Genomic DNA, 26,065 nt, shown 5'->3' on the forward strand with positions numbered 1-26,065 from the left:
CGCCGCCACCCCGCAGCTATGCGGTGGCGGTGCGCGCCACCACGAAGATACGGCGGAACGGGAACGCGACCCGGCCGTGTCGCTCGGGATACGCCTCGGCGAGCCGGCCGGCCAGCTCGGCCCGGAACGCCGCCCAGGCGCCCGCGTCCAGCACGGCGCGGACCGGCCGCAGCGCGGTGCCCTCCAGCCAGCGCAGCACCGGGTGGTCGGGGTCGCCGACCGGCAGCAGGTGCAGGTAGGTGGTCTCCCACGCGTCCACCTCGGCGCCGGCGTCGACCAGGGGTGCGGCGTACCCGGCCGGGTCGTCGACCGGGGACTCGCGCAGCACGTGGGCGGCGCCGTGCCGCTCGGCGGTGGCCCGCAGCAGGCGGTGCGAGGCGGCGGCGAAGTTGCCCGGCACCTGCAGGGCGAGCCAGGCCCCGGCCGGCAGCTCGGCGGCCCAGCGGGTGAGCATCTCCCGGTGGCCGGGCACCCACTGCAGGGCGGCGTTGCTGACCACCACGTCGGTGTCCGGGCCGGGCCGCCAGTCGGCGATGTCGCCGAGCCGGTACGCGACCGGGCCGGGGGCGGCGGCCGCCTTGGCGATCATCTCGGGGGACGAGTCCAGGCCGGTCACCCGGGCGCCGGGCCAGCGCTCGGCGAGCGTGCGGGTCAGCTCGCCGGGACCGCAGCCCAGGTCGACGACCGCCCGCGGCGCCCTCGCCCCGATCCGGGCGACGAGGTCGAGGAACGGTCGGGAGCGCTGGTCGCCGAAGCGGCGGTAGACGGCCGGGTCCCACATGGCGCCTCCAGTAAAACCGTACGTACGTATTGTTTGAACCTAACAGCCGGGCGGTAGGGTCTCCACGTGGAAAAACGAAGCTTTCGCCGGATGGGCCGCGACGCTGGCGTGATCGGTCTGGGCGCCTGGCAGCTCGGCGCCGACTGGGGCGAGGTCAGCGAGGCCGACGCGCACGCCACCCTGCAGGCCGCGGTGGATGCCGGGGTCACCTTCATCGACACCGCCGACGTGTACGGCGACGGCCGCAGCGAGCAGATCGTCGGCTCGTTCGTGAAGGACCGCCCGGGTCTCACCGTGGCCACCAAGATGGGCCGCCGCGTCCCGCAGGAGCCGGCCAACTATCACCTGGACAACTTCCGCGCCTGGACCGACCGGTCCCGGGCCAACCTCGGGGTGGACACCCTCGACCTGGTCCAGCTGCACTGCCCGCCGACCCCGGTGTTCAGCAGTGACGAGGTCTTCGACGCGCTCGACACGCTGGTGCAGGAGAAGCGGATCGCCGCGTACGGCGTGAGCGTGGAGAAGGTCGACGAGGCGCTCGCCGCGATCGCCCGCCCCGGGGTCGCCAGCGTCCAGATCATCCTCAACGCGTTCCGCCTCAAGCCGCTGGAGCGGGTCCTGCCCGCCGCCGCCGAGGCCGGGGTGGGCATCATCGCGCGCGTCCCGCTCGCCAGCGGCCTGCTCTCCGGGCGGTACGACGAGAGCACCACGTTCGCCGCCGACGACCACCGCAACTACAACCGGCACGGCGAGGCCTTCGACGTCGGCGAGACCTTCTCCGGGGTGGACTTCGCCACCGGCCTGGAGGCGGTCCGCCGGCTGCGGCCCCTGGTCCCGGAGGGCGCCACGATGGCGCAATTCGCGCTGCGCTGGATCGTCGACCAGCCGGGCGTGACCGTGGTGATCCCGGGTGCGCGCAATCCCGAGCAAGCGCGCGCCAACGCGCACGCCGCCGATCTGCCGCCGCTTTCGGCGGAAACCCTGGAAAAGATCAACTCGGTCTACGATGAGCTGATTCGACCCCAGGTCCACGACAAATGGTGAACAATGAAAACGGCTCAGGGGCCGGCCCGGTCCGCTTGCACGGCTGGCTGACCATGTCGCTCGGCCTGCTCGGCACGGTGCTGGGTCCGGTGTGGATCCTGCAGGGCCTGAACGTGTTCGAGCACGAGCTGATGAGCGATCAGCCGGCCTGGGCCGCGGCCGGGGGCGTGCTGACGGTGGGCGGGCTGATGCTCGTGGTCATCGGCATGCGCCGCCGCAGCGCCGGCCGGACCGCCGCGTGACCGGCGACATGCGGCCGGGGCGGCGAGCCGGCGCCGTCAAGGACTGAGAAGTCCGGCCCGGGCGCGCCCGGTGACCGCCTCTGGGCAGGCGGGACACCACGCGCGACCGGGCCGGGTGGACCGTCGCCGGGGTGCCGGCGACCGTCACGAACAGGCCCCGCAACCTCGGCGAGGCTGCGGGGCCACGGTCAGGCCGGCCTCCGCCAGGCGGCCGGCGCGCCGGCCTCGCGACCGGCTGATTGGTCTCAGAGCGGGCGAACCTGCTCCGCCTGCGGGCCCTTCTGGCCCTGGGCGATCTCGAACTCCACCCGCTGGTTCTCCTCCAGAGTGCGGTAGCCGCTCGTCTGGATGGCCGAGAAGTGGACGAACACGTCAGCACCCCCGCCGTCGACGGTGATGAAGCCGAAGCCCTTGTCTGCGTTGAACCACTTCACGGTTCCTTGCGCCATGCTGAACTCTCCTTCTGAAAATGCCGGCCCGCCGGACCGCGGCAGCGGAACGCGGGGCCGATGACCGTTTTCGAGCAGCGGCGCCGCGAGGCGGCCCTTTCAGAGGACATCCCCTCCACTCGGCTTCGAGACACCTGATGACCCTCCCGGGATCGGGTCGGTGCCGCGCCACCGGAGCGGAAGCAGCGAACCACGTACGCAAAAACTGGCCACACTGTACCCGAAAAACGGGCCGCAAAGCTCCCCCTCGACGGAATCCAATAAAGCGTGGCAGATATGGAAAAGGCTCCCCACTTCATGGTTACGAAGTGGGGAGCCGTCAAGAAGCCTGTCTATACCGCAGTTGATCTGGAGGTGACGGGCCTGCCGATCAGTCCGGCCAGTGGCCGGTCAGCCGCTTGGCGCCGGCCGCGCTGCTGCGGTGGACGGCGGCCTTCACCACCGCGAAGATCGCGCCCTGCAACGCCGCCGCGGCCAGCACCTCGCCCCAGCCACGCTCCTCGTCACCGGCGTCCGGCGCGTCGTCGTCCCCGGTGGCGAGCTTCCAGACCTGCTTGAACACCATCCCGGCCAGCGTGCCGGCCGCGATGCCCAGCGCCAGGTTCACCGGTTTGAGCGCCACCTTCTCCAGCTTTCCCGCCATCAGCGCCTCCCCCGCATGATCAGAATGACTCCCACCACCGCGGCCAGCCCGGCGAAGACCAGCGCGGCCGGGACCGGCGTGGCGCGTACCCGGGCGGTGGCCTCGTGTGCCAGCTCGCCGGGCGCCGCCTCGCGCAGCCTCTCGGTCGCCTGCCCCGCCGTCCCCCTGACACTCGCGCCGGCCTGCGCCGCCGCCGCCCGGACCCGCCCGGTCGCGACCGCCGCCTGGTCCAGCACCCGCTGCTTGGTCTGCTCGACCTGCTCACGGGCACGGGCCTTGACGTCCGCCCGCGCGGCCAGCGCCTGCACGGTCTGGCCCAGTTCGGCCCGGGTCTCCCGGATCTCCTTGCGGAGCGCCGCCAGATCCGGCTTCTCCGGCGTACCGTTGCTCTCGCTCATACCCGGCTCCGCTCCTTGACCGCGTGCCTGACCTCGTCGACGTCCGCCTTCAGGCCGGCGAGCGCGGCCTTCGGCTCCGGCGGGACGGCCCGGCTCACCTGCTTCTTGCCGAGCAACGCCAGCACACCGGCCACCAGGAAGAGCACCACGGTGACGATCAGACTCGCCAGCCAGAGCGGCAGCACCAGGTCGAGCGCGATGATCGCCGTGGCGATCAGCGCGCCCACGCCGTAACCGGCGAGGACGCCGCCGCCACCGAACAGCCCGATACCGATGCCCGCGTGCTTGCCCTTCTCGGCGAGCTCCGCCTTGGCCAGGGTGATCTCGTCCCGGACGAGCCGGCTGATCTGCTCGCTCGCGCGCTGGACCAGCTCCGCCGTGGACTGCTCGGTCAATGGTCGGGCCGGCCTACCGTTCAGGACATCGGCCATCGTGGTCCTCCTTTCGACTGTGCGGTGTATGCCCTGATCACCCGGCGCTCAATCCTCCGCGCCGGTTATCGCCGGGCCGGCGCCGGGATCGGGTCGCCGCCGTGCCCGTCGGAGCCGCCGAACGCCGCGCCGCGGGCCTCGCCGTCGTCGCCCCCGCTGAACACCCGGGCGTCGTCCGGTGACTGCGCCCGGCGGGTCTGGCGCACCGGCGGCACCGGATCCGTGGTGTCCAACTCGGCACGCATCCGCGGCAGGGTGTCACGCTGGTGCTCCCACATCCAGCCGACCAGGCGCTCCCGGACCAGGCAGCGCAGATCCCACAGCGCGCCCGCGTCCGCCGCGCTGACCAGCGCACGCAGCCGTACCATCCCGCCGGTCGCCTCGGTCACCTGCAGCACGCAGACCCGCTGGTCCCACAGCTCGGAGCCCTCGCAGACGCGCCGCAGCTCGGCGCGCAGCGGCTCGACCGGGGTGGACCAGTCGACGTCGATCTCCGCGGTGCCGAGCACCGCCGAGCTGCTCCGCGTCCAGTTCTGGAACGGCTTGGTGGTGAAGTACGAGGTCGGCAGGATGAGCCGCCGGTCGTCCCAGATCTGCACCGCGACGTAGGTCAGGGTGATCTCCTCGATCCGGCCCCACTCCTGCTCCACCACGACCACGTCGTCGACCCGGATCGCGTCGCTGAACGCCAGCTGCAGGCCGGCGAAGACGTTGCCGAGGGTGCTCTGCGCGGCGAGCGCCGCGATCACGCTGACCAGTCCGGCCGAGGCGAGCACGCTGGCGCCCAGTGCCCGGATGTCCGGGAAGGTCATCAGCATGACCCCGGCCGCCAGGATCACGATCCCGGCGACGGTGACCCGGCGCAGCATCACCACCTGTGTCTTGATCCGGCGGCGGCGCAGGTTGTCCGGGACGTCGGTACGCCACCGGGCCAGGGCCATGTCCTCCAGCACCAGCAGCAGCGCGCCCACCAGCCAGGCGAACGCGGCGATGCAGAACAGCACCAGCGCGTGCACCACGCCGGCCCGGCCCGGGAAGTCGCCGCCGAAGACGCGGATCGCCTGCTGCACGGCCACCAGGGTCACGGTGGCCAGGAACGGCCGGTGCATGGTCCGGGCCAGATCGGCGGCGAGCGCGGACCGGCGGCCGATCCGGAGCATCGCCCAGTGTGCCGCCTCGACGAGCACGACGGCCGCTCCCGCGGCCGCCGCGACACCGAGCACGGCGGTCAGAACGCTGGACACGAACTTTCCCCTCCATGGTCGAGTGCTGTGCCAGCGCTCCCACTTGCCCCGCCAGGGACCCGGCACACACCCGCGACGGCGGATGTCGGCTACAGCTCACACCCGGCGCGGCGACCCGGACGTGCCGGAGTCCGGTTTCCGTCAGCCCGGGCTCAGATCTTGCGGTACTTGGCCTGGGCCAGGCAGTACACGCCGAACGCCGCGATCCCGGCGGCGATCAGGGCCAGCAGCCACACCCCCCACGGGTGTCCGGCCAGCGTCTTGAGCGCCGCGTCCAGGCCCCGGGCCTTGTCCGGGTCGTAGGTCACCGCGGCCACGACGAACAGGACACCGGCGACCGCGTACGCCACGCCCTTGGCCATGTACCCGGCCATGCCCAGCCGGATGATCGGCTGCCGGGTGCCGGCCGGCATCTGCTGGGTGTTCAGGTGCTCGGTGAACTTGCGGGTCAGGCCGTACAGGAAGATCCCGATGCCGGCGCCGATGACGGCCACCCCGATCAGGCCGATCAGCCAGCGGCCACCACTGGACTGCATCAGACCGGACGACTTGCTCTCGTAGTTGTCGCCCATCGAGGCGTTGGCGCCCTTGACCACCTTGACCGCGAGCCAGCCGAGGTAGACGTAGAGGGCCGCGCGCACGCCGGAGAGCACCCGCTCGGCGAGCGCGGCCCGGTTCTGCTCGCCGCTCTCCCCGACGATCGCCAGGAACGCCTGCCAGACCGCCATCGCGGCCAGCCCGACCGCGATGATCACCAGCAGGGTCTTGCCGTACGAGTGCCGGGCGATCTCCTGCAGGGCGCCGGACTGGTCGCTCTCCTTGCCCGAGCCGCCGAAGGCGACCTGCAGCGCGATCCAGGCGAAGAGCAGGTGGATGATGCCGTAGCCGACGAAGCCGCCGCGGGCCAGGTACTCCAGGGGCTTGCTGTCCGCGGCGCGGGACGCGTGATATTTCACGTGCGAGGTTGTGGAGGACATGCCCTTCAATGTGTCCGAGCGTGCCGTCCGTCAAACTCCGCGTGTTATCGGGCCACCTGGACCTTGATCTCGCTGGGCGTCACGCTCGACAGCGACACCTGCAGTCCGCCCACCTCGACCGCCTGCTGGCCCTTGGTCAGGGTGACCTGCTCGCCGGCCACCTTCAGGGTGACCGTGTCGTCGGCGGCGCTGACGAACTCGGCCTGCACGCCGAGGACGCTGACGCTGGCGTCGGTCTCGCGCTGGATGGTCACCGTGCACTGGTCGACGCCGCAGCTCACGTCGTCACTGCTGCAGCCGGTCAGCAGCGCCGCCCCGAACGCGGCGGAGACGAGCACGGCGGCGATGCGGCGGCGGGAAGTGGAGATCAACACCCATGTCACAGTAGGCCATCCGGGCAACCCCGAGCTGCCGATCGACCCCAGGAGGCCGTCCATGAGCACACATCCGGTCCACGACAACACCGCGGCGCACCGGTTCGAGCTACGGGTGGACGGCGCGGTGGCCGCGCTCGCGACGTACCGGATGCGCGGCGCCGACGTCGTCGTGCTGCACACCGAGACCGACCCGCGGCTGCGCGGCCGGGGCCTGGCCGGCGAGCTGGCCGAGCAGACCCTGCGGCAGCTGCGCGCCCGCGGGCAGCGGATCGTGCCGGCCTGCCCGTTCTTCGCCCGCTACCTCGCCGAGCACCCGGAGCACGCGGACCTGGTCGCGCACTGACCGCGGTCGGCCCCGGGGGCTTCGTGACGCGAGCCGGGGCCCCGGCCCTACGCGGCGCGGGCCCGCCGCGGGCCGGGGCGCGCGGACATGCCGCCGGCCGGCTCAGGCGGCGACCGGCTCCGGGACCACCGCGCCGGCGATCAGCTCGGCGGCGGCCAGGCCGCAGGCCCGGGTCGCCCCGAAGGTCGCGATGTGCACGCCGCCCAGGACCCGGATCGGGATCCCCATCTCCACCACGATCGCGTCCGGCCGGGCGGCCAGCACCCCGGCCAGGGTGTCCTCGATCCACGGGTGCCGGTGCACGTCGCGGACCACCAGCACCAGCGGGCGCCCGGCCGAGCCGGCCAGCACCACGCCCGCCGGGTCGCCGAGCTCGGCCAGTTCGTCCCGGTCGAAGCGGACCGACGTGGTGCCGGGCAGCATCTCGGCCAGCGGCGCGCCGATCCCCCACGGCGTCTCGCTGCCGATCGCGATGTTCCGCGGCGGCGCGAACTCCACGACGTGTGGCACGCCGGCCACCGGCAGCTGCGGCACACCCTCGGCCCGGGTCACCCGGACCGCGCGGCGAGCCGCCGCGAAGCCGACCTCGGAGCCGCGCTCCGGCCCGGCCGGCACGCCGTGCGCCACGCCGGCCTCCCGCTGCGTGCGGGTGGTCCAGGCGGCGAGCGCGCGCACCCGCGCCACCGCGTCCCGCAGGCGCTGCTCGGGCAGGTCACCGGCGCGCACGGCGCCGACGATCGCGTCCCGCAGCCGGAACGCGGTCTGCTCGTCGGCGTGCTCGCCGCCCACGCAGATGGCGTCCACCCCGGCGGCGAGAGCGCGCACGGTGGCGCCCTCCAGGCCGAAGCGCCGGCGTACGCCCTGCATCTCGATGGCGTCGGTGACGATCAGGCCGTCGAAGCCGAGCTGGTCGCGCAGCAGTCCGCGGATGATGCGCGGGCTGAGGGTGGCCGGCAGGTCCGGATCGCAGGCCGGGACGAGCAGGTGGCCGGTCATCACCGCGCGGGCGCCGGCGGCGATCGCGGCGCGGAACGGGACGAGTTCGCGCTCGTGCAGCTCGTCGGCGGTACGGTCGATCAGCGGCACGTCGTGGTGCGAGTCGACGCTGGTGTCACCGTGCCCGGGGAAGTGCTTGGCGCAGCCGGCCACGCCGTACGCCTGCAGGCCCCGCACGAAGGCGGCGGTGTGCCGCGCCACCAGCTGCGGTTCGGCGCCGAAGGCGCGGACCCCGATGACCGGGTTGTCGGGGTTGTTGTTGACGTCCGCGTCCGGGGCGTAGTCCAGGGTGATGCCCGCGGTGGCCAGGTCGCGGCCGAGGTCACGGGCGACCGCCTCGGTCAGCTCGACGTCGTCGATCGCGCCGAGCGCCAGGTTGCCCGGGCGGGAGCTGCCCAGCCGCGACTCGAACCGGGTGACGTCACCGGCCTCCTCGTCGATGGCCACGATCACGTCGGGGCGCTCGGCGCGCAGCTGCGCGGTCAGCGCGGCGACCTGGGCCGGCGATTCGACGTTGCGGGCGAAGAGCGCCACCCCGCCGAGGCCGTCGGCGAGCCAGCGCCGGACCCAGTCCGGGGCGGAGGTGCCGACGAAGCCCGGCTGGAGCACCGCTGCGGCAAGTTCCGCCAGTTCGCCGTGCTTGGACATGAGCCCCCGTACCTCCATTTACGCATGAACGTCTATGTGAACGTTCTCCCCGTTGGCCGACCTATGGTCACACCACCGGCGGCATTCAGTCAACAAACCTTTCTATTAGGCGGGACGGATACGCCGGTAGAGTTGGCGCGTGCCGCTCACCCCGCTGGCGGAAGCCACCGTCGACTGGTCCCAGGTGCACGCCGTACGGCTCCTCGGCGTCGCGCTCGCGATCCTGTTCCTGCTCTGGGCGATCCGTCGCATGTTCCGCGGCAAATAGGGGTACGAGGCGGCAACTCCACCACAGATCGGATGGCCCGCCCGATGAAGCTCCCCGTCTACGGCCCCCGGCTCCGCAAGGTCGCCCGCGCCCACTTCGGGTGGCCGTCGCTGCGCCCCGGCCAGTTCAAGCCGATGCGGGCCGTGCTGCGCCGCAAGGACGCCCTGGTGGTGCTGCCCACCGGAGCCGGAAAGTCGGCCATCTACCAGATCCCGGCGGTGCTGCTGCCCGGCCCGACCGTGGTGGTCTCGCCGCTGCTCGCCCTGCAGCAGGACCAGATCACCGCGCTGAACGAGCGCGACGACCCGAAGATCCGCGCGGTCCGGGTCAGCTCCGCCGAGACGCCACGCGAACAGCAGGAAGCCATCGAAGAGCTGCGCACCGGTCGCGCCGAATTCCTCTTCATCACCCCGGAGCAGCTGGCCAACCCGGACCGGCTGGCCGAGGTCCGCTCGCTCAAGCCCGGCCTGGTCGCCGTGGACGAGGCGCACTGCATCTCCGCCTGGGGCCACGACTTCCGCCCGGACTACCTGGCGCTCGGCGACATGATCAGGGAGCTGGGCAGCCCGCCGGTGCTGGCACTGACCGCCACCGCATCGCCGCCGGTACGCGACGACATCATCAACCGCCTGCGCCTGCGCGACCCGGAGATCCACGTCTCCGGGCTGGACCGGCGGAACCTGTTCATCGAGGTGGCGTACTGCCCGGACGAGACGTACCGGTGGAAGCGGCTGACCACGCTGCTCGACGAGGGGCAGCGGCCGGGCATCGTCTACGTCCCCACCCGGCGGGCCGCCGAGGAGCTCGCCGAGAGACTCACCGAGGCCGGGTACGCCGCCGAGTACTACCACGGCGGGATGAAGACCGGCTCGCGCGAGCAGCGGCACGAGGAGTTCACCGACGACCAGGTCGACATCATGGTGGCCACGTCCGCGTTCGGCATGGGCATCGACAAGCCGAACATCCGCTGGGTGGTGCACATGGCGCTGCCCGACTCCCCGGACAGCTACTTCCAGGAGATCGGCCGCGCCGGCCGCGACGGCGAACCCGGGCGGGTGCTGCTGCTCTGGCGCGCCGAGGACGAGGGCATCCAGCGGTTCTTCACCGGCGGCGGGCCGGACGAGCAGGAGCTGCGCGGCCTGGCCGGGGCGCTGCACAAGGGCAGGACCACCAAGACCGAGCTGCAGAAGATCACCGGGCTCGGGCCGCGCCGGCTCGGGCAGTACCTGGCCCTGCTGGAGCAGGTGGGCGCGGTTCGTAACGGGAGCCGCAAGCTGACCGTCCCGGCCGGCGCGCCGATGCCGGCCGAGGCCGCCCGGGCCGCGGTCGAGGAGCACGAACGCCAGCAGGCCGTGATCCGGTCACGTACCGACATGATGCGCGCCTTCGCGGAGAGCCGGCAGTGCCGTACCGAGACGCTGCTGGCCTACTTCGGCGAGGAGATCCGGCGCACCTGCGGTCACTGCGACAACTGCGCCGACGGCAGCGCGGAGGCGGTCAACGCGGTCGAGGAGGAGGGCCCGTTCCCGATCCACAGCCAGGTCCGCCACGGCGAGTGGGGCACCGGGATGGTGATGGGCTACGAGGAGGACAAGATGACCGTCCTGTTCGACACGGTCGGCTACAAGACCCTGTCGGTCCCGGTCGTCGTCGGCCAGCAGCTGCTCGCCGCCGCCTGAGCCGCGGGGAACGCCCCGGGCGCCGGCGCGGCGCGCCCGGACGGTCACCCGAGGGTCATACGACGGCCTCGCGGAAACGCTCGACGGCGCGACCCGAGACGGCGCGGCCGTGGCCGAAGACGGCGTGTTCGAAATCCAGCCCGGCCAGCCGGGACAGGCTCTCGGCGGCCCGCGCCGGGTCGGCGGTGACCATCGGGCTGGGGCCGGTCACCCGGCCGCGGCGCCCGGCCGCCGCGTCGCCGGCGAACAGGACGCCACCGGCGCGGTCCAGCAGGAACGACAGGTGACCGCGGGTGTGGCCGGGAGTGTGCAGCGCGGTGAACCCGGGCAGCGGCTCGGCGCCGTCGGCGATCAGCTGGTCGATCCGGGTGGGCTCGACCGTGCCGACCAGGCGGACCAGGAAACGGCCCAGGCCGTTCGCGGGCGGCTGCGGCGGCAGGCCGCCGTTGACGAACGGCGCCTCGGCGGCGTGCGCGAACAACCGGGCGCCGCTGCGCTTGCGCAGGTCGGCGACGTTGCCGGCGTGGTCGGTGTGGTGGTGGGTGAGCAGGATGGCGCGTACCTCGCCCAGCGACCGGCGGATCCCGCGCAGCGCCCGCTCGATCGCCGCCGACCGCCGCGGCAGGCCGGTGTCGACCAGCACCACCCCGTCGTCGGTGACGACCAGGTGGACGTTGACGTATCCGAGGCGGAGCTCGAAGACTCCGTCGACCACTTCGCGCACGCCGGGATTCTCGCAGCCGCCCGGCCGGCCGGCGAGATCAGGATGCCAGCCCCCCGATCGGCTGGCGTGCCGACACGGACGGGAGAGCGGCGCGGTGCGCGGGCGGCGTGATCGGGTACCGGGTGTGGACACGAGCGCCGGCCCGGCGGTGCGCAACAATGCCCTGTCGGCCGCCGACGAAAGGGAAAGGAACCCGAGTGACGGACGAACCGCTCTACGCCAAGCTGGGCTTCACCGACGCCGAGTGGGGGCTGCTGGTCGGCCTTCCGCACGCGGTGCTCACCGCGGCGAGCGCCGCCACCCCCGACAGCGCCCGCAAGACCCGGGCCGAGAGCGCGGCCGGGTTGAGCCGCGTCTCCGACGCACGCGCGTCGGCCAGCACCCTGGTCGCCGCCGTGGCCTCGGCCGCGGTGGCCGAGGCCGGCGACCCGGAACTGGGCGAGGAAGCCCCGGTGATCGAACCGGCCGACCCCGCCGGGTACGCCAAGGACGTGATCGGCCGGGCGGCCGAAGCGGCCGCCCTGCTGCAGGCGAAGGCCTCCGTGGCCGACGCGGAGACCTACCGGCACTGGCTGCTGGAGATCACCGACGCCGTGGTGGGCGCCGCGTCGACCGGCGGCCTGCTCGGCATCGGCGGCGAGACGGTCACCGAGGACGAGCGCAGCTTCCGCGACCAGTTGGCCAGCGCGCTGGCCGCCTGATCGGCCCGCAACGGCGGGACCGGGCATGAGCCCGGCCGGCGGGCCGCACGGCCCGCCTCCCGCGACCCGCACGACGGGGCCGGACGCACACCGCGTCCGGTCCCGCACCCAGCGGCCGCCCGGCCCGGGCGCCTACTCGCGGCCCAGGAGGCCCCTCTCGAAGGCCGCGGCGACGGCCGCGGCGCGGTCGCGCACCCCCAGTTTCGCGTACGCGTGCAGCAGGTGCGTCTTCACCGTCGCCTCGCTGATGAACAGCTTCCCGGCCGCCTCCCGGTTGCTGCACCCGCGCGCGATCAGCGTCAGCACCTCCAGCTCCCGCTGACTGAGCGGATCCTTGTCGGCCGCCGGCGCACGCAACCGCCCCATCAGCCGCCCCGCCACCGCCGGCGACAGCACCGACTCGCCGCGGTGGGCCGCCACCACCGCCCGGAACAGCTCCTCCCGCGGGGCGTCCTTGAGCAGGTACCCGGTCGCGCCGGCCTTGATCGCCGGGAGCACGTCGCGGTCGGTGTCGTACGTGGTCAGCACCAGCACCCGGGCGGCCGACCCGCCCGCCTTGAGCTCGCGGATCGTGCTCACCCCGTCCAGCACCGGCATCCGCAGGTCCAGCAGGATCACGTCCGGGTCGACGGCGGCGGCCACGGCGAGCGCCTCCCGCCCGTCCCCCGCCTCGCCGAGCACCGTGAACCGGTCGTCGCCGGCGAACATGCCGCGCAGCCCGTCCCGGACCACGGGATGGTCGTCCACGACCAGCAAGCCGATCATGCCGCGCCGCCGACCGGGATCGCCGGGACGCACGCGGAGAGCGCGGTGCCGGCGCCCGGTTCGGACTCCACCGCCAGGGTGCCGGCGATCCGGGCCAGCCGGTCACGCATCGCGCTGAGACCGAAGCCGCCGCGCTCGGTCACCGGACGCGGCCGGTCCGGGTCGAAGCCGGCGCCGTCGTCGCGCACGTCCAGGGTCACCATGTCCTCCATGTACGACAGGGTCAGTGCGACCCGTCCCGCACCGGCGTGCCGGGCCACGTTGGCCAGGGCTTCCTGGGCCGTACGCAACAGGGTCGTCTCGATCTCCGGCAGCAACCGCCGCGCCGGCCCGGTGGTGATCAGCTCGGCCCGGACCCCGTGCAGCCCGGACCACGCCGCCACCACCTCGTCCAGCGCGTCCGGCAGCCCGGCGACATCGTCCAACCGGTGCGGGCGCAGCGCCTGCACCGACCGCCGGGCCTCGGCGAGGCTCTCCCGGGCCAGCCGTTTCGCCGCGGCCAGGTGACGTTCCCGCTCCCCCGGATGCGCCTCGGCGGCCTCCAGCTGGGTGACGATGCCGGTCAGGCCCTGGGCCAGCACGTCGTGGATCTCGCCGGCCATCCGCTGCCGCTCGTCGAGGACCCCGGCCTCGTGCGCCTGGACCAGCAGCTGGGCGTGCAGGCCGGCGTTCTCCTCGAGCGCCACCTCCAGCCGCGCGTTCGCCTCGGCCAGCTCCTCGATCACCTTGTTGCGGCGGATCGCCTTGCGTTCCTTGAGGCTCTCCATCCGGGTCATGGCGATGGAGATCCCGGCGTTGCACAGGAACAGGAAGCCGAAGAGCACGGCGCCGCCGGCCGTCCGCAGGGTCTGGAACCCGCCGGACTGCGAGGCCGCGGTGATGAACGCGACCGCCGCCGCGCCGGCCAGCCGCCACCAGCCGGGAAGCGTGTAGATGGTGAACAGGTAGCCGGTCCAGACGAAGAAGCCGTACAGCGGGTGGCACCAGACCAGCAGCCCGGCCAGGCTCAGGAAACCCAGGAAGAGCAGCACCGACACGACCCGGTGCCGGTCTGCGGCGGTGGGCAGCGCCCGCCAGAGCAGCAGCAGGACCGCGGTGGCGCCGGCCACCAGGAAGGTGACCGGCAGCGGCTGCTTCGGCAGGTCGATCGGCCGGCCCACGACGGCCAGCAGGGTGGACGCGGCGAGCAGGCCGCCGGCCACGGCCAGCAGGCGGCGCTCGCTCCAGTCGGTGCGTTCGGCGATCCCGGTCGCGCTGTTCATGGACTCCCTCCCCGACTCGACCGGTCGAGTGTGTCAGCTCCAGCGGAACACCCGGGCGGCGGCGAATCCGCACAGGAGCAGATAGCCGGCGAGGACGGCCGCGGACAACGCGTTCGGCCACCCCCCGGTCATCGCGTCGTGCAGGGCACGCTCCCCGGCGCCGAGCGGCGTGTAGTCCCCGATCCGCTGCACGATGCGCGGCATCAGCTCGCGCGGCGTCCACAGCCCGGCGAAGAACATCGACGGGAAGAACAGCAGCGTGCCGATCGAGTTGCCGGCCTTGCCGCTGGGCGCGACGGCGGCGATCAGCAGCCCGATGGCGAACACGCCGGCCGCCCCGAGCAGGAAGGCCAGCACGAACCCGGGCAGGTTCTCGGCGGGCGGGACGTCCAGGACGACCGCGGCGAACCCGATGCACAGCGCGGACGCGACGACCGCGACCAGCAGCGACGCCGTCAGGTGCGCGGCGAGCAGCGTGACCGGCCGGACCGGGGTGGTGGCGAAGCGGCGCAGCACCCCCTTCTCCCGGTACGTGGCGAGCACCGCCGGCAACACCTGCAGCCCGACCATGGCCAGCGTCATGGCGACCGCGATGCCGACGTAGACGTCGATCACCCGGGCCCCGCCCAGCGCCGGTTCCGGATCGCGGAACGCCCTGATGCAGCCGAGGATGCCGACCAGCACGGTCGGGAACAGCAGCGAGAAGAAGGCCGTGACCGGCTCGCGGAGCTGCAGCGTGAGTTCGGTCCGGGTGAGCCGGGCGAAGACGTTCATCGTCCCTCCCGGGTCTGGTCGCCGGTGAGGCGGACGAAGGCGTCGTCGAGGGTCGCCTGCTCCAGGCGCAGGTCGGCGGCGACGATCCGGTGCACGGCGAGCACCGAGCTGACCGCATGCAGCAGGTCACCGGTGCCGACCACCTCCACCCGGTCGCCGCGGCGGCGTACCTCGCGCACCTCGGGCAGCGCGGTGAGCAGGGTGTCGTCGAGCGGTTGGGCGGGGCGGAAGCGGATGGTCTGCGCGGTCCCGGCACGCGACACCAGGCCGGCCGGGGTGTCCAGGGCGACCACCGTGCCCCGGTCGATCAGCGCGATCCGGTCGCAGAGCCGCTCGGCCTCCGCCATGAAGTGGGTGACCAGCACGACCGTCACACCGCGGTCGCGCACCGACTCGATCAGGTCCCAGGTGTCCCGGCGGGCCTGCGGGTCGAGGCCGGTGGTCAGCTCGTCCAGGATGGCGATCCGCGGTGCGCCGATCAGGGCCAGGGCGATGGAGAGGCGTTGCTTCTGGCCGCCGGAGAGTTTCCCGTACGCGGTGCCGAGCCTGTCGCCCAGCCCGAGGTCACCGGCGAGCGCGCGCCAGTCGGCCGGGGCCGGGTAGAAGGCGCTGTACAGCTCGAGCGCCTCGCGTACGGTCAATCTGTCCTGCAGCCGGCCCTCCTGCAGCTGCACGCCGACCAGTGCCCGCAGGGCCGGGTCCCGCGGCGTGCGGCGCAGGACGCTGATCGTGCCGGAGTCCGGGGTCCGCAGCCCGGCGACGCACTCCACGGTGGTGGTCTTGCCGGCCCCGTTCCGGCCCAGGATGCCGAAGATCTCGCCGTCCTCGACGGCGAACGACACGTCGCGGACCGCGACGGTGTCCCCGTAACGCTTGCTGAGGTTGGCGACCTCGATGACTGTCATGCACCCAGCGTCATCGACGGCGCCGGGTGCCCGAATCGACCAGCGAGCGAACCCGCCGTCCACCGATCGGTGGACGGCGGATTACACCACCGCCTCGGTCTCCGCGCTGGTGCGGCGCAGCCCGGTCACCGCGGAGTAGACCGAGCCGATCTGCGCGGCCACCCGCTTCCACGAGTACGCCTGCCGGGCCCGGTCCAGCGCGGCCGTCGCGTACGTGAAGCGCCGCACCTTGTCGTTGACCAGCCGGCGCAGCGCCCCGCCGAGCGCGCGGGGGTCGCGGGCCGGCACCAGGTCGCCGGTCAGGCCGTCGACCACGGTCTCGGTCAGCCCGCCCACCGCGGTGCCGACGATCGGCACGCCGCAGGCCATCGCCTCCAGCGCGGACTGCTCGAACTGCTCGTTCCACGGCGCGGCGACCAGCAGGTCGGCGGAGCGGTACCAGCTGGGCATGTCCCGGTGCGGGACCGAGCCGACCAGCCGGAGCCGGTCGGCGACCTGCAGGCGCTCGGCGAGCGCGCGCAGCGACCTGGCGCCCGGGTCGCCGGGCAGCTGGTCGGCGGGCGGGCCGCCGACCACCACCACCTCGGCGCCGGGGACGTACCGCATCGCCTGGATGACGTCGCCGAAGCCCTTGCGCTCGACGAGCTTGCCGACCGAGAGGATCCGGGGACGTTCCGGGTCGCGCGGGGCGACCGGGCCCTCCGGGGTGAAGCGCTCGCTGTCCACGCCGGCCGGCACCACGGTCAGCCGCGCCCGCGGCACCCCGATCCGGACCAGTCCGCGCACCTCGTCCTGGGTCTGCGCGACGACCCGGTCGACGGCCCGGCCGAGCGCCCGTTCGTACCCGGAGCGGGACGGGCCGCCACCGCCCGGCTCGATCGCGCCGAGTTCGTGGAACGACTGCACGACCGGGATGTCGACCTGCTTGGCGGCGGTGACCGCGGCCAGACCGCTGGTCCAGAAATGGGCGTGCGCGACGTCCGGCGTCCAGCCGGTGTGCTGCCACTGCTCGCTGAGCAGCCGGGCGAACTCCGCCATGTGCGGCAGCAGCTCCTCGGCCGGCGCCGGGTGCGCCGGTCCGGCCGGCACGTGCACCACGTGCACCCCGCCCGGCGCGGCCACCACCTCGGCGACGTGCGGGTCGGTCCGGCGGGTGTACACCCGGACCTCGTGCCCGAGATCGGCCAGGGCCCGGGACAGGTCGGCGACGTGGGTGTGCTGGTCGCCCACGCCGAGCGGGCTGGCGTGCTCGGAGATCATCGCAATCCGCACGGGCTCTCCTCAGGCGACGGAAGCTAGGGGATAACGGCAGGTTTCGTTGCCCGGCTGCCCCTAGCGTAAACATCGTTGACGGCCCGGGTGGCCGGTCCGGCCGACCTCAGGCGCCGATCTGCCGCCGACGGTGCTCGGTTCTGCCGCCGACGGTGCTCGGTGTCGTCGTCGAGCAGCGCTTCGACGTCGGCGGTGGCGGCTCGTCCGTGCGGGACCCCGCGATCGCCGGCCTCCGCCCGCTCCGGGCGGACGCGCCCGCCCCGGGCCCGGGTTCTCGTTAAGGAACGGGCACGCAGGGTAAAGCACAGCCGTGGCTACCGTCGTACGCACCGTCAATGCCCCGCCCCAGCGTGTCTTCGCCGTCCTCGCCGACGGCTGGTCGTACAGCGACTGGGTGGTCGGCACCACCCACATCCGGGAGGTCGAGGCGAACTGGCCAGAGCCGGGATCGAAACTCCACCACAAGGCCGGGCCGTGGCCGATGTCGCTGCACGACTCGTCCACCGTGGTGGCGTGCGTCCCGGACCGCCGGCTGAAGATCCGGGCGGGCCTGTGGCCGCTCGGCGAGGCCGTCGTCGACATCGTGCTCGAACCGGCCTCACACGACCGCACCCGAGTGGTCATACACGAGGACTTCCAGTCCGGACCGCTGCTCTGGATCCGCAACAAGATCAATGACCTGGTGCTGCACCAGCGCAACGTCGAGGCACTGCGCCGCCTCGGCGACATCGCCGAACACCGATCTTCCACCACCCGCCGCAACGCCGCAGAAAACCGCAACGCCGCAGACCACCGCGACACCGCAGACCACCGCGACCCCGAAGGCGACCGCGCATCCCTCCCCACCGAAGAACGCTCCTAGCCGCCGGCACCCGACACCCCGTGCTCCCCTCGCGCACCGACCACTACCCGGCCCACCCCGCACGCCCCGGCTGGCCCCCACGGCGGTATCCCACCGCCCCAAGCAACCCTCAACACCAGCCACGGCGCCCCGGCTGGCGCCCACGGCGGTAGTCCGCCGGGTTCGGCGACCACCGGCACCAGCCCGGTGCACGGGGCTGGTGCCGGTGGGGGTCATGGGGTCCGGACAACCACCACCAGCACCAGCCGGGCGTGGGAGACGCCGGGCGGTCCGGTGCGGAAACGGTGTCGCGCGGGACAGCCACGGGGCTCGGCCGGTGGCCTGCGGACGGGGCCACGAGGTCGTATCCGGCATGGGTTTCCGTGGGGGTCAGCGTCCCGGGCCGCCGCGCGGACCGGATGTCGCCGACCGCGCCGCGACCCGCCACGGCGACAGAAGTCGGCCCGCGCCCGGACCCGCCGGACGGCGCCGGAGAGGCGGGGCAAGGCGGGGCGGCGGGCTCAGCGGTAGATGGCGCGGCGGGCTCAGCACTAGATGGCGCGGCGGGCTCAGCACTAGATGGCGCGGCGGGCTCAGCGGTAGATGGCGCGGCGGGCTCAGCGGTAGATGGCGCGGTGGGCGCCGCCGATGACGGCCCGGTAGACGCTGCCGGTCACGCCGCGGTCGCGGGCCAGCGCGGCCCGTGCCGCGTTCGCGCCGGGTGCGCCGTGCACGCCTCCGCCCGGGTGCGCCGACGAGCTGCCGAGGAACAACCGGTCGACCGGGGTGTCGGCCCGGCCCAGGCCGGGGATCGGGCGCAGGAACAGCTGCTGGAAGGCGGCCGCGGTGCCGCCGCCGAGGGCGCCGCCGACCAGGGACGGGTTCTCCCGTTGCAGGTCGGCCGGGCTGAGGACGTAGCGGCCGGTCACCGCCTCGCGGAATCCGGGAGCGTGCCGTTCGATCACCGCCTCCATCCGCTCGACGTGGGCGGCGATGTCGTCGCCCGACCAGGACTGCCGGTGCGGCAGGTGGGTGTACGCCCAGACCGACTCGGTGCCGGCCGGCGAGTGGCTCGGATCGGCCGTGGTCATCTGCCCGAGCAGCAGGAACGGGTCCGGTGGCAGCTCGTCGGTGGCGAGGTGGGCGGCGTAGCGGGTCAGCCCGTTGAGGTCGGCGCCCAGGTGCACGGTGCCGGCGCCGGCGGCGGCCGGGTTGCGCCACGGCACCTTGCCGCGGACCGCCCAGTCGATCTTCAGGGTGGCCCCGTCCCAGCGGAAGTGGTCCAGGTCCTCCACCATCCGCGGCGGCAGCCAGCGCGGGCCCACCAGGTCGAGGAAGAGGGTGGGCGCCGGCACGTCGGCGATCACGGCGCGCCGGGCCCGCCAGTCGCGCCCGTCCGCGGTGCGTACGCCGACCGCCCGCCCCCGTGCCACCAGCACCCGGCTCACCGGCGTCCGGCAGACGACCCGGCCGTCCCGGGCCTGCAACCGGCGCACCAGCGAAGAGGTGATCTTCCCTGCCCCGCCGACCGGCACCGGCCAGCCGACCTGCTGCCCGAGCATGGCGAGCAGCCAGCCGTACACCCCACCGCCGGCCTCCTCCGGGGACAGGTCGGTGTGCAGGGCGCAGCCGGCCAGCAGCAGTCTCCCGCCCTCCCCGGCGAACAGCTCGGAGCCCAGCTCGCGCACGGACAGCACGAGCCGGCGGGCGAGCCGCAGCGAGCCGGCGACACCGAGCCGGCGGGCAAGCGCGACGCCGCCCCGGACCGGCGGGAACGGGGTCAGGATGGTGTCCAGCATCCGTTCCGAGACGTCCTGCCAGTCCCGGTACGCCTGCCGCCAGCGGTCGCCGTCCCCTTCCGCGAACCGCTCCACCGACGCCGCCGTCCGGTCCAGGTCCCGGCTGAGCGTGGCGGCGCGCCCGTCCGGCAGCAGATGGGTCAGCACGTCCGGGGCCTGCGTCCAGCGCAGGCCGTACCGGTCGAGCCCGAGCTCGCGCAGCACCGGCGAGGCGTAGCCGAGCGGGTAGAAGGAACTGAACAGGTCGGAAAGGTACCCGGGGGCGGTCACCTCGCCGGATCGCACCGCGCCGCCCGGCTCCGGGCCGGCCTCCAGCACCAGGACCGACCAGCCCGCGTCGGCCAGCCGGTTCGCCGCCACCAGGCCGTTGTGCCCGGCCCCGATCACCACAGCGTCCACTGTCTCCACGCGCGAACGCTACCCTCCCGCCTTGCGGACAAACCGGGTTTAGGCACCGGGCTGCGGGGCACCTCGCAACCATGCAACGGGGAAACAGCAAGCACGGCGCGGTGCTTGACGACCAGATGGCGCAGGAGGTCCGGGGCATCGCCCGGGGCCCAGCCGGTGGCCGCGCCGAGGAATGGCACACACCCGAGCCGGCCGGCGAGGACCAGCCCGAGGTCACCGTCGCGCCGAACGGCGACTTCGGCCGGGGCATCCCGAACGGCGTGGGCAGCGCGCAGGGTGAGGCGTTCAGCCGGTTCGGCAGTTACCTGGGCCGCAACGCCTTCCCGGGCGACCGGACCGCGTTGGAGTCCTCGGCGCGAGCCATGACAGCCCCCGACGATGTGATACGGCGTATCGCCGCCCTGCCGGAGGGCAGGACGTTCCAGAACGCCGCCGAAGCCTGGCATGCGAGTGAAGGGAGAACCGCGTGAGCACGGTCACCGAGTTCGTTGACGTCAACGTCCCGGTCCGCACCTGTTACAACCAGTGGACCCAGTTCGAGGAGTTCCCGCGCTTCATGGAGGGCGTGGAGCAGATCCAGCAGCTGGACGACACCCACACGCACTGGAAGACCAACATCGCCGGAGTCACCCGCGAGTTCGACGCGGAGATCACCGAGCAGCTGCCCGACGAGCGGGTGGCGTGGAAGGCCACGCAGGGCGAGAAGCAGGCCGGCGTGGTGACGTTCCACCGTCTGGACGACACCCACACCCGGGTCACCGTGCAGCTCGACTACGACCCGCAGGGGCTCGTCGAGACGGCCGGCGACAAGCTGGGCATCGTGGACCGGCGGATCAAGGGCGACCTGCAGCGTTTCAAGGAGTTCATCGAGAGCCGCGGCGGCATCCCCACCGGCGCATGGCGCGGCCAGGTGGACCGCCCGGGCGCCTGAGGCGCCGGCTCACCGCCGACTTCCACGAAACGGCCGCCTTCCCGGGCGGCCGTTCTCCTTTTCGTACGCGGTGAGCCCGGCCCCGCCGGTCGGCCGTTTCGCCGGCCCGCCACCGGGTACGCGAAGGTCATGACGGAGCAACCCGAAGGCGCCTGGCGCGACGAAGAGAAACTGCCCCTGAAGGACCTCAAGCAGGCGATGGCGACCTGGGACACCGACGGGCAGAACGAGCCGAACGACAACGACACCGGCAACCAGCCCGGCGACGACGTCCGGCCCAGCACCGTGGGGCCCAGCGGCCCGCAGTGATCAGCGTGCTCGCGGTCGTGCCGGTTCGTACCGGCGCACCAGCACACTGCCCGTCCCGCCCACCGCGTGGACCGCGTACCGGTCGGCGGCCCGGTGCCAGCCGGCCTCCCGCAGGACCGCGCCCGCCGGCGTGCCGTTGTTCGCCACCCACGGGGTGACCACCGAACCGGCCCCCTCCTCCAGCACGATGCGGAACGGCGCACGGGTGCCGGCGATCAGCACCAGGCTGCCCAGCCCGCCGGTGAAGGTGACCGGGACCGTGCCGTCCGGGTCGGGCAGCCAGATCTCGGCCAGGCCGGTCGGACCGACCGCGAGCCGGGTCACCCGGCCGCCGCGCAGATCCAGCTGCTGCTCCCCGGCCCCCGCGGGCAGCCGGATGTCCCAGCGCACGTCCCGGTTCAGCACGATGCGGACCTCGTCCGGGCCGTCACTGCCGGTGGCGCGCAACCGGATCCACACCCGGCCGCCACGCCGGGTGACCACCGGCGCGATCCCGGCGTCCGGGGCAGCGCTCACCCGGTAGAGCAGGCCGGGCAGGGCGGCGGTGACGATCCGTACCCGGCTGGCCGCGTCGCTCACCGTGAGCCATCCGGCGGTCCGGCCCAGCAGCGGGCCGGTCGCCACCGGCTCCGCCGGTGGAGGCGCCGCAGGCCGGTGCGGCCGCGGCCTGCCGAGAAACCCCACAAGAAACGCCGTCACCAGCGCGAACACGCCGACGACGGCGGCGGTTGAGTGGATTCGACGCAAGCTTGGGGGCACCATCGGACAACGTAGAATCGGCCGAACGGGTGACGGCGATCCGGACGTATCGCGCCAGACTTTCCGGGTGCGATCTGCCGGATTCCTGTCTGAACGTCAGCGCCGTCTCGCGTGGCTGGGTTTCTTCCTGGCCGCCTTCCAGGCCCCGCTGGCCGCGAAGCTCATCGATGACGCCTCCTGGCTCTTCGCCGTCGTCGTCGCTCTCGTCGTCGCGACGGTCATCCTCGCCGACGACGCGCAGCGTCGCCGTCCCGAGCCGGTCAACTACAGCGAGTAGCCTGACACGCGCTCCCGTGCCGGGGCGCGCCCGATCATGCCGCGGCGACTGCGCCGCGGCATGATGCCGCGTTACCACCGGTGTCGTCGCGGTCCGGCCGGCGGTGTCACGACGCGCGAGCCGGTCAGCCGGGCAGCGCCTCGTGGCCCGGACGGCCGTGGGTGCGCCGCCGCTCCTTGAGTTCGGCCTCGTAGAGATGGCGACGGCCGCCGGCGAGCTCGTTCCGGGCGTCCCGCTCCAACTCCCGGAACTCGCTGTAGTACCCGTCGTCGAACTCCTCGACGAGTTGGAACGTCCAGCGTCCCGGCACGACGTTGCGCCCGATCAGCTCCTTCTCGATCCGCTCGGCGATCGCGGTGCGCCCGCCCTGCATGAACAGCGAGACAGCCTCGTCGAGCTGGAAGTCCGCGGTTCCGATGAGCTGATGCAGCGAGTACAGGTGGCCGCGTACCCGCTCCACTGTCTCCAGCGCCTCGCTCAGTTTCCCCAGTGCCTGCACCGTGACGTCATCCAGCCCCTCCGGCCGCTGGTGCGCCCGGTCCGGCCCGTTGCCCGCCTCGCCCGCCATCGCGCCCCTCTCCTCGAAACCCCGTTTCCCGGCGATACGCACCGGCGCCTGAGCGGCCTCCGGCCTACGCCGCATTCCCCACCGGGAGTCCGGTAACCCCCGATCCACCCAATTTCCCCGTACGCCCTGACGTCCCGGACCGGCGACACGCGATGCCGTGGTGACCGTTTCGTCCGCTTCCCGCAGCCCCGGCGCCGACCGGCTCTGCCCCGCCGCGGCTGCCGTGCCGAGCCGATCTCGGCTTCAACCGACCTGCACCGTTAGGGAGAACCGTTGGCTACCCCGCGGTCCCTAACTTTTCTTCTCATGAATGGTCTGTTCAGCAACGCCGCCGCCCGCGCCGCTCTCCGCTCCGCGCACGCTTCGCTCGCCGACCTCACCGCCGCCGTCGGTGTCAGCGGCCTCGCCGCCGCCGAGTCCTCGCCCGGCCTGATGGCGGTCATCGACCAGCACGCCGCCGGCATCCGGGACAGCCTCAACGCCGACACCCGTCCGCTGACCCCGATCCTGCTCGCCGCCTACGCCGAGGGTGTCCGCGACGCCGCCTTCCAGCACGGCTGGGTCGCTCCCGAGGGCCGGATCGACTGGTCGGAGAACGACTGGGTGCTGCGCCGCCTGCTCGCGGTGTGCATGCTCGCCCGCACCCTGCCCGCCGCTCGCTGACTCCGGCATGGGCGGGTTCGGCCCGGTCACCCGGCCTCCGGCCGGCTGATCGACAGCCCAGCCCATGCCCACGGGGCCGGCGCCGCTCACCCGGTGCCGGCCCCGCACTGTTCCCGCTCCCCGCAGCCACCCGGTCCCGGGAGCCGGCTGGCTCCACGCGGGCCGGCTGCTCGCGCCACACGCGTCGGCCTCGGGCCGGACCGGCGACCGCGCTCCGGCCACCACACCAGGGTCTCAGGACCGCGGCGGCTCGGTGGGATCGTCGCCGGCCGGATCGGCCGGGATGGCGCCGGTCTGCTCCGGAGGGGACAGCGGAACCACCTGGGTCCGCTCGCCGTCGTCGGCGTCGTCGATCACCCGCGCCCGGCCGGGTGATCCGGGCACGGTTGTCCCGTCGCCATCCGGCCTGCCGGTGACGCCCGGGACCGGCTCCCCCGCACGCCGCCCGGGCGCAGCCGGTGCGCCGGCCGCCGCACGCCCATCCGGCTCCACGACCACGGTGTTCGCGTCCCCGCTCGCCGACGCGGCGCCGGTGGCGCCGGCCGCGTCCGCGGCGCCGCTTCCCGCCTCGGCACGACCCGCGGCCTCGGTGACCACCGTCGTCTCGCTGTCATCGGCCGGCGTCGGCACCGGAATCGTCCGGTCGTCGTCGGCGCCGGGCTGTCCGCGATCAGGGACCGGGTGGCCGGAACCCGCCGGACGTGCCCCCGGGGTGATCACCGTGGGGTCCGCCGGGACCGGTCGCGGACCCGGATCGGTCGGTTCGTCGTCCCGGCCGAAGCCCGGGATGAATTGCAGGTGGTCCTCGGCCGCGGGCACCCCGAGCACCTGCGTCTCGTCGTCCGGCGACACCGGCCGGCCGGCACGCCGCCGGTCCTTCCCGCCCCGGCGGTCCGATTCGGCGCGACGCTCCGCGGCCTCGCGGGCCTCCCGCTCGCGCCGCTCGATCTCGGCGCGGCGCGCCTCGGCGGCTCGGCGCTCCTCCTCGGCCCGCCGCTGCTCCTCCGCCCGCCGCTGCTGCTCGGCACGGCGCTGCTCCTGCGCCCTGCGCTCCTCCTCCGCGCGACGGGCCTCCTCGGCCAGCTGGGCCTCCTCCGCGCGACGGGCCTCCTCCGCGCGACGGGCCTCCTCCGCGCGACGGGCCTCCTCCGCCAGCCGGGCCTCCTCCGCGCGACGGGCCTCCTCCGCGCGACGGGCCTCCTCCGCGCGACGCGCCTCCTCCGCCAGCCGGGCCTCCTCGGCGCGACGCGCCTCCTCCGCCAGCCGGGCCTCCTCGGCGCGGGCCGCGGCCTGCCGGGCGCGTTCCTCCGCACACGCCCGGGCCTGTTCCCGGAGCACCCCCGACTCCACCGCCGCGCGGTCCAGCCACCCCTCCCAGCGCTGCTGCATCGGCCGGATCAGCCCGCCCCCGACACCGACGACGATCACGCCGGCCACGGTGGCCAGGACGGTGATCAGCAACGGACGGGTCACCGTGGTGGCGATGCCGACCTGGTCCAGGCCGGCGATCACCCCGAGCGTGACGATCACCGTGGCGACGGCTCTGGCGAGCACCCGCGCATAGCCCAGATCGCCGAGCGCGTTGCGGATCAGGTCGTGTGCGGCACCGGCCACGGCCGCCGCCACCACCACGATCACGATCGCCACGAACGCCTGGGGCAGCCACGCGATCAACGAGGCGAGCAAAGTGCTCACCTGGTTCGGCCCCCACAGTCCGAAGGCGATCTGCAGGGCGATGAGCACGACCGTCCAGTAGGCGAGGCGGGCGCAGAGCGCGACCGGATCGGCGTCGCCCAGCAGGCGGCCGGCCCGCCCGCGCGCGACGGCACGATCGAGACCGGCGCGGCGCAGGGCCCGCGAGGTCACCGTACGAGCGAGGCGGGCCAGCAGCCAGCCGGCCAGCAGCACGACGACGAACGCCAGCGCGACGGGAAGATGCAGCACCACCGACCGCCACATGTCGCTCAGTCCACGGCTCAACCCGTCGCCGGTCATCCGCTCTCCCTCGCTCGGCACGGCCGCCGTCCCGGGGCCTCCTGTCGAAACCTTAGGACTCGGAGACACCACCCGCCTCCGACAAAAAATTGCCACGTCAAAGCGGGTGAATCCGGCAGACCGCGCGACAGCGGCCGGTCAGCCGGGCGGGCTCGGCGCGGCCGCACAGGGCGACCTGCGGACCGCGAGGGGGCGCGACGGCGGCTCAGGAGCGGGGCACCGCGTCGATGGCGCATCGCGTCGGCGGGCTCGACGGCACCCCGTCGAGAGTGAATCGGAAAATCACCGATTCCCCGGCGGCCACCGGCCCGCCGGAACGTGACGGTCCAGCCGGTCCGGTCCCCGGCGGCCACCGGCCCGCCGGAACGTGACGGTCCAGCCGGTCCGGGTGGCCGACACCGGACCGGACACCACCGTGAGCGCCTCCCCGCCCGGCACGGTCGACGTCGCCGGCCACCCGACCGGCTGCCGGCCGGTACGGGCGAGGCGGACGCGGTCACGGTGCTGGCGGCCCCTCACTCACGGCCGTGACATCACCGAACACGCGGTTCCCGCCACCCGATCACGCACGGTGACCAGGTGCGGGGATCAC

Annotated in this window: 31 protein-coding genes; 12 read left to right on the top strand and 19 right to left on the bottom strand. The window is 73.6% G+C overall.

Translation table 11 applies throughout. From position 1 onward, the window contains the following. Positions 1-16 precede the first annotated feature (16 nt). Positions 17-781, bottom strand: coding sequence for a trans-aconitate 2-methyltransferase (locus tag ACTEI_RS27075; protein ID WP_122980236.1), 765 nt, complete (start codon positions 779-781; stop codon positions 17-19). A gap of 66 nt (positions 782-847) precedes the next feature. Between ACTEI_RS27075 and ACTEI_RS27080 the strand changes: the two genes are divergently transcribed. Further along, the gene (locus ACTEI_RS27080; protein ID WP_122980237.1) at positions 848-1,825 is read left to right on the top strand and encodes an aldo/keto reductase; all 978 of its coding nucleotides are present in this window, start codon (positions 848-850) and stop codon (positions 1,823-1,825) included. Beyond that, entirely contained in the window at positions 1,819-2,067 is a 249-nt protein-coding gene (locus ACTEI_RS27085; protein ID WP_122980238.1) for a hypothetical protein, read from the top strand. The genes ACTEI_RS27080 and ACTEI_RS27085 overlap by 7 nt, the downstream gene beginning before the upstream one ends. A gap of 245 nt (positions 2,068-2,312) precedes the next feature. Here ACTEI_RS27085 and ACTEI_RS27090 read toward each other — a convergent pair whose 3' ends face one another. From ACTEI_RS27090 to ACTEI_RS27120, 7 genes are all read right to left on the bottom strand, one after another. Beyond that, on the bottom strand, positions 2,313-2,516 hold the full coding sequence (locus ACTEI_RS27090) for a cold-shock protein (RefSeq protein ID WP_011905669.1): 204 nt from the start codon (positions 2,514-2,516) through the stop codon (positions 2,313-2,315). A gap of 370 nt (positions 2,517-2,886) precedes the next feature. Beyond that, complete coding sequence (locus ACTEI_RS27095) at positions 2,887-3,159, bottom strand: DUF4235 domain-containing protein (protein ID WP_122980239.1); 273 nt, start codon at positions 3,157-3,159, stop codon at positions 2,887-2,889. Next, entirely contained in the window at positions 3,159-3,557 is a 399-nt protein-coding gene (locus ACTEI_RS27100) for a DUF3618 domain-containing protein (protein WP_122980240.1), read from the bottom strand. Before ACTEI_RS27100 ends, ACTEI_RS27095 begins: the two co-directional genes overlap by 1 nt. Continuing rightward, positions 3,554-3,988, bottom strand: a complete 435-nt coding sequence (locus tag ACTEI_RS27105; protein ID WP_122980241.1) for a phage holin family protein — start codon at positions 3,986-3,988, stop codon at positions 3,554-3,556. Before ACTEI_RS27105 ends, ACTEI_RS27100 begins: the two co-directional genes overlap by 4 nt. A 65-nt stretch (positions 3,989-4,053) precedes the next feature. After that, the gene (locus ACTEI_RS27110; RefSeq protein WP_187645940.1) at positions 4,054-5,232 is read right to left on the bottom strand and encodes a mechanosensitive ion channel family protein; all 1,179 of its coding nucleotides are present in this window, start codon (positions 5,230-5,232) and stop codon (positions 4,054-4,056) included. Between the two features lie 152 nt (positions 5,233-5,384). Beyond that, positions 5,385-6,209 carry a DUF1206 domain-containing protein gene (locus ACTEI_RS27115; RefSeq protein WP_122980242.1) on the bottom strand — a complete coding sequence of 275 codons (825 nt, stop codon included), beginning with the start codon at positions 6,207-6,209 and terminating at the stop codon, positions 5,385-5,387. Between the two features lie 44 nt (positions 6,210-6,253). After that, a complete protein-coding gene (locus ACTEI_RS27120; RefSeq protein ID WP_164466130.1) occupies positions 6,254-6,583 on the bottom strand; it encodes a hypothetical protein in 330 nt (109 codons plus the stop codon). A 61-nt stretch (positions 6,584-6,644) separates the two neighbouring features. On the opposite strand from ACTEI_RS27120, the gene ACTEI_RS27125 reads away from it, so the two are divergent. After that, on the top strand, positions 6,645-6,929 hold the full coding sequence (locus ACTEI_RS27125) for a GNAT family N-acetyltransferase (RefSeq protein WP_122980243.1): 285 nt from the start codon (positions 6,645-6,647) through the stop codon (positions 6,927-6,929). 102 nt (positions 6,930-7,031) lie between these two features. Here the strand turns inward: ACTEI_RS27125 and ACTEI_RS27130 are convergent, their stop codons facing one another. Then, a complete protein-coding gene (locus tag ACTEI_RS27130) occupies positions 7,032-8,573 on the bottom strand; it encodes a glycoside hydrolase family 3 N-terminal domain-containing protein (protein WP_187645939.1) in 1,542 nt (513 codons plus the stop codon). A 139-nt stretch (positions 8,574-8,712) separates the two neighbouring features. Here ACTEI_RS27130 and ACTEI_RS39055 point away from each other — a divergent pair, with 139 nt between their 5' ends. After that, complete coding sequence (locus ACTEI_RS39055; RefSeq protein WP_262384717.1) at positions 8,713-8,841, top strand: hypothetical protein; 129 nt, start codon at positions 8,713-8,715, stop codon at positions 8,839-8,841. Between the two features lie 44 nt (positions 8,842-8,885). Next, positions 8,886-10,520 (top strand): RecQ family ATP-dependent DNA helicase, encoded by a 1,635-nt coding sequence (locus ACTEI_RS27135; protein WP_122980245.1) that lies wholly within the window; start codon positions 8,886-8,888, stop codon positions 10,518-10,520. A gap of 55 nt (positions 10,521-10,575) precedes the next feature. Here the strand turns inward: ACTEI_RS27135 and ACTEI_RS27140 are convergent, their stop codons facing one another. Then, a complete protein-coding gene (locus ACTEI_RS27140; RefSeq protein ID WP_239082352.1) occupies positions 10,576-11,244 on the bottom strand; it encodes an MBL fold metallo-hydrolase in 669 nt (222 codons plus the stop codon). Between the two features lie 197 nt (positions 11,245-11,441). On the opposite strand from ACTEI_RS27140, the gene ACTEI_RS27145 reads away from it, so the two are divergent. Beyond that, positions 11,442-11,945, top strand: a complete 504-nt coding sequence (locus tag ACTEI_RS27145; RefSeq protein ID WP_122980247.1) for a hypothetical protein — start codon at positions 11,442-11,444, stop codon at positions 11,943-11,945. Between the two features lie 132 nt (positions 11,946-12,077). Here the strand turns inward: ACTEI_RS27145 and ACTEI_RS27150 are convergent, their stop codons facing one another. The 5 genes from ACTEI_RS27150 to ACTEI_RS27170 form a co-directional block, all read right to left on the bottom strand. After that, a complete protein-coding gene (locus ACTEI_RS27150) occupies positions 12,078-12,710 on the bottom strand; it encodes a response regulator (protein ID WP_122982437.1) in 633 nt (210 codons plus the stop codon). Next, complete coding sequence (locus ACTEI_RS27155) at positions 12,707-13,972, bottom strand: sensor histidine kinase (protein WP_122980248.1); 1,266 nt, start codon at positions 13,970-13,972, stop codon at positions 12,707-12,709. The genes ACTEI_RS27150 and ACTEI_RS27155 overlap by 4 nt, the downstream gene beginning before the upstream one ends. A gap of 33 nt (positions 13,973-14,005) precedes the next feature. After that, positions 14,006-14,746 (bottom strand): ABC transporter permease, encoded by a 741-nt coding sequence (locus ACTEI_RS27160; RefSeq protein WP_122980249.1) that lies wholly within the window; start codon positions 14,744-14,746, stop codon positions 14,006-14,008. Continuing rightward, positions 14,743-15,651 carry an ABC transporter ATP-binding protein gene (locus ACTEI_RS27165; RefSeq protein ID WP_122980250.1) on the bottom strand — a complete coding sequence of 303 codons (909 nt, stop codon included), beginning with the start codon at positions 15,649-15,651 and terminating at the stop codon, positions 14,743-14,745. Before ACTEI_RS27165 ends, ACTEI_RS27160 begins: the two co-directional genes overlap by 4 nt. Before the next feature lie 81 nt (positions 15,652-15,732). Beyond that, complete coding sequence (locus tag ACTEI_RS27170; RefSeq protein ID WP_122980251.1) at positions 15,733-16,923, bottom strand: glycosyltransferase; 1,191 nt, start codon at positions 16,921-16,923, stop codon at positions 15,733-15,735. Positions 16,924-17,233: 310 nt separating this feature from the next. Here ACTEI_RS27170 and ACTEI_RS27175 point away from each other — a divergent pair, with 310 nt between their 5' ends. Continuing rightward, on the top strand, positions 17,234-17,785 hold the full coding sequence (locus ACTEI_RS27175) for an SRPBCC family protein (protein WP_122980252.1): 552 nt from the start codon (positions 17,234-17,236) through the stop codon (positions 17,783-17,785). 596 nt (positions 17,786-18,381) lie between these two features. Here the strand turns inward: ACTEI_RS27175 and ACTEI_RS27185 are convergent. Then, positions 18,382-19,971, bottom strand: coding sequence for a phytoene desaturase family protein (locus tag ACTEI_RS27185; protein ID WP_122980254.1), 1,590 nt, complete (start codon positions 19,969-19,971; stop codon positions 18,382-18,384). A gap of 71 nt (positions 19,972-20,042) precedes the next feature. Between ACTEI_RS27185 and ACTEI_RS27190 the strand changes: the two genes are divergently transcribed. The 3 genes from ACTEI_RS27190 (at position 20,043) to ACTEI_RS27200 (ending at position 21,211) form a co-directional block, all read left to right on the top strand. Then, the gene (locus ACTEI_RS27190) at positions 20,043-20,441 is read left to right on the top strand and encodes a DUF2795 domain-containing protein (protein WP_122980255.1); all 399 of its coding nucleotides are present in this window, start codon (positions 20,043-20,045) and stop codon (positions 20,439-20,441) included. Continuing rightward, positions 20,438-20,902: an SRPBCC family protein gene (locus ACTEI_RS27195; RefSeq protein ID WP_122980256.1), complete on the top strand. Its 465-nt coding sequence runs from the start codon at positions 20,438-20,440 to the stop codon at positions 20,900-20,902. Before ACTEI_RS27190 ends, ACTEI_RS27195 begins: the two co-directional genes overlap by 4 nt. Positions 20,903-21,031: 129 nt before the next feature. Continuing rightward, positions 21,032-21,211 (top strand): hypothetical protein, encoded by a 180-nt coding sequence (locus ACTEI_RS27200; RefSeq protein ID WP_122980257.1) that lies wholly within the window; start codon positions 21,032-21,034, stop codon positions 21,209-21,211. On the opposite strand, the gene ACTEI_RS27205 is transcribed toward ACTEI_RS27200, so the two are convergent. Next, positions 21,212-21,835 (bottom strand): Rossmann-fold NAD(P)-binding domain-containing protein, encoded by a 624-nt coding sequence (locus ACTEI_RS27205; RefSeq protein ID WP_122980258.1) that lies wholly within the window; start codon positions 21,833-21,835, stop codon positions 21,212-21,214. It lies immediately after the preceding gene. Positions 21,836-22,037: 202 nt separating this feature from the next. Here ACTEI_RS27205 and ACTEI_RS27210 point away from each other — a divergent pair, with 202 nt between their 5' ends. After that, on the top strand, positions 22,038-22,247 hold the full coding sequence (locus tag ACTEI_RS27210) for a hypothetical protein (RefSeq protein ID WP_122980259.1): 210 nt from the start codon (positions 22,038-22,040) through the stop codon (positions 22,245-22,247). Between the two features lie 124 nt (positions 22,248-22,371). Here the strand turns inward: ACTEI_RS27210 and ACTEI_RS27215 are convergent, their stop codons facing one another. Next, the gene (locus ACTEI_RS27215) at positions 22,372-22,815 is read right to left on the bottom strand and encodes a hypothetical protein (protein ID WP_122980260.1); all 444 of its coding nucleotides are present in this window, start codon (positions 22,813-22,815) and stop codon (positions 22,372-22,374) included. Between the two features lie 306 nt (positions 22,816-23,121). On the opposite strand from ACTEI_RS27215, the gene ACTEI_RS27220 reads away from it, so the two are divergent. Beyond that, positions 23,122-23,478, top strand: coding sequence for a DUF6401 family natural product biosynthesis protein (locus tag ACTEI_RS27220; protein ID WP_122980261.1), 357 nt, complete (start codon positions 23,122-23,124; stop codon positions 23,476-23,478). A gap of 234 nt (positions 23,479-23,712) precedes the next feature. Here the strand turns inward: ACTEI_RS27220 and ACTEI_RS27225 are convergent, their stop codons facing one another. Further along, a complete protein-coding gene (locus tag ACTEI_RS27225; protein WP_122980262.1) occupies positions 23,713-25,473 on the bottom strand; it encodes a mechanosensitive ion channel family protein in 1,761 nt (586 codons plus the stop codon). Between the last annotated feature and the right edge of the window lie 592 nt (positions 25,474-26,065).

This window comes from Actinoplanes teichomyceticus ATCC 31121, from assembly GCF_003711105.1.
GTDB lineage: Bacteria > Actinomycetota > Actinomycetes > Mycobacteriales > Micromonosporaceae > Actinoplanes > Actinoplanes teichomyceticus.

Bases quoted from the DNA above. Each gene is read 5' to 3' on its own strand.
- ACTEI_RS27160 (WP_122980249.1), bottom strand. From the start codon at position 14,746: ATGAACGTCTTCGCCCGGCTCACCCGGACCGAACTCACGCTGCAGCTC.
- ACTEI_RS27105 (WP_122980241.1), bottom strand. From the start codon at position 3,988: ATGGCCGATGTCCTGAACGGTAGGCCGGCCCGACCATTGACCGAGCAG.
- ACTEI_RS27075 (WP_122980236.1), bottom strand. From the start codon at position 781: ATGTGGGACCCGGCCGTCTACCGCCGCTTCGGCGACCAGCGCTCCCGA.
- ACTEI_RS27100 (WP_122980240.1), bottom strand. From the start codon at position 3,557: ATGAGCGAGAGCAACGGTACGCCGGAGAAGCCGGATCTGGCGGCGCTC.
- ACTEI_RS27225 (WP_122980262.1), bottom strand. From the start codon at position 25,473: ATGACCGGCGACGGGTTGAGCCGTGGACTGAGCGACATGTGGCGGTCG.
- ACTEI_RS27165 (WP_122980250.1), bottom strand. From the start codon at position 15,651: ATGACAGTCATCGAGGTCGCCAACCTCAGCAAGCGTTACGGGGACACC.
- ACTEI_RS27115 (WP_122980242.1), bottom strand. From the start codon at position 6,209: ATGTCCTCCACAACCTCGCACGTGAAATATCACGCGTCCCGCGCCGCG.
- ACTEI_RS27095 (WP_122980239.1), bottom strand. From the start codon at position 3,159: ATGGCGGGAAAGCTGGAGAAGGTGGCGCTCAAACCGGTGAACCTGGCG.
- ACTEI_RS27215 (WP_122980260.1), bottom strand. From the start codon at position 22,815: ATGGCGGGCGAGGCGGGCAACGGGCCGGACCGGGCGCACCAGCGGCCG.
- ACTEI_RS27150 (WP_122982437.1), bottom strand. From the start codon at position 12,710: ATGATCGGCTTGCTGGTCGTGGACGACCATCCCGTGGTCCGGGACGGG.
- ACTEI_RS27200 (WP_122980257.1), top strand. From the start codon at position 21,032: ATGACGGAGCAACCCGAAGGCGCCTGGCGCGACGAAGAGAAACTGCCC.
- ACTEI_RS27085 (WP_122980238.1), top strand. From the start codon at position 1,819: ATGGTGAACAATGAAAACGGCTCAGGGGCCGGCCCGGTCCGCTTGCAC.
- ACTEI_RS27130 (WP_187645939.1), bottom strand. From the start codon at position 8,573: ATGTCCAAGCACGGCGAACTGGCGGAACTTGCCGCAGCGGTGCTCCAG.
- ACTEI_RS27125 (WP_122980243.1), top strand. From the start codon at position 6,645: ATGAGCACACATCCGGTCCACGACAACACCGCGGCGCACCGGTTCGAG.
- ACTEI_RS27220 (WP_122980261.1), top strand. From the start codon at position 23,122: ATGAATGGTCTGTTCAGCAACGCCGCCGCCCGCGCCGCTCTCCGCTCC.
- ACTEI_RS27190 (WP_122980255.1), top strand. From the start codon at position 20,043: ATGCAACGGGGAAACAGCAAGCACGGCGCGGTGCTTGACGACCAGATG.
- ACTEI_RS27155 (WP_122980248.1), bottom strand. From the start codon at position 13,972: ATGAACAGCGCGACCGGGATCGCCGAACGCACCGACTGGAGCGAGCGC.
- ACTEI_RS27090 (WP_011905669.1), bottom strand. From the start codon at position 2,516: ATGGCGCAAGGAACCGTGAAGTGGTTCAACGCAGACAAGGGCTTCGGC.
- ACTEI_RS27135 (WP_122980245.1), top strand. From the start codon at position 8,886: ATGAAGCTCCCCGTCTACGGCCCCCGGCTCCGCAAGGTCGCCCGCGCC.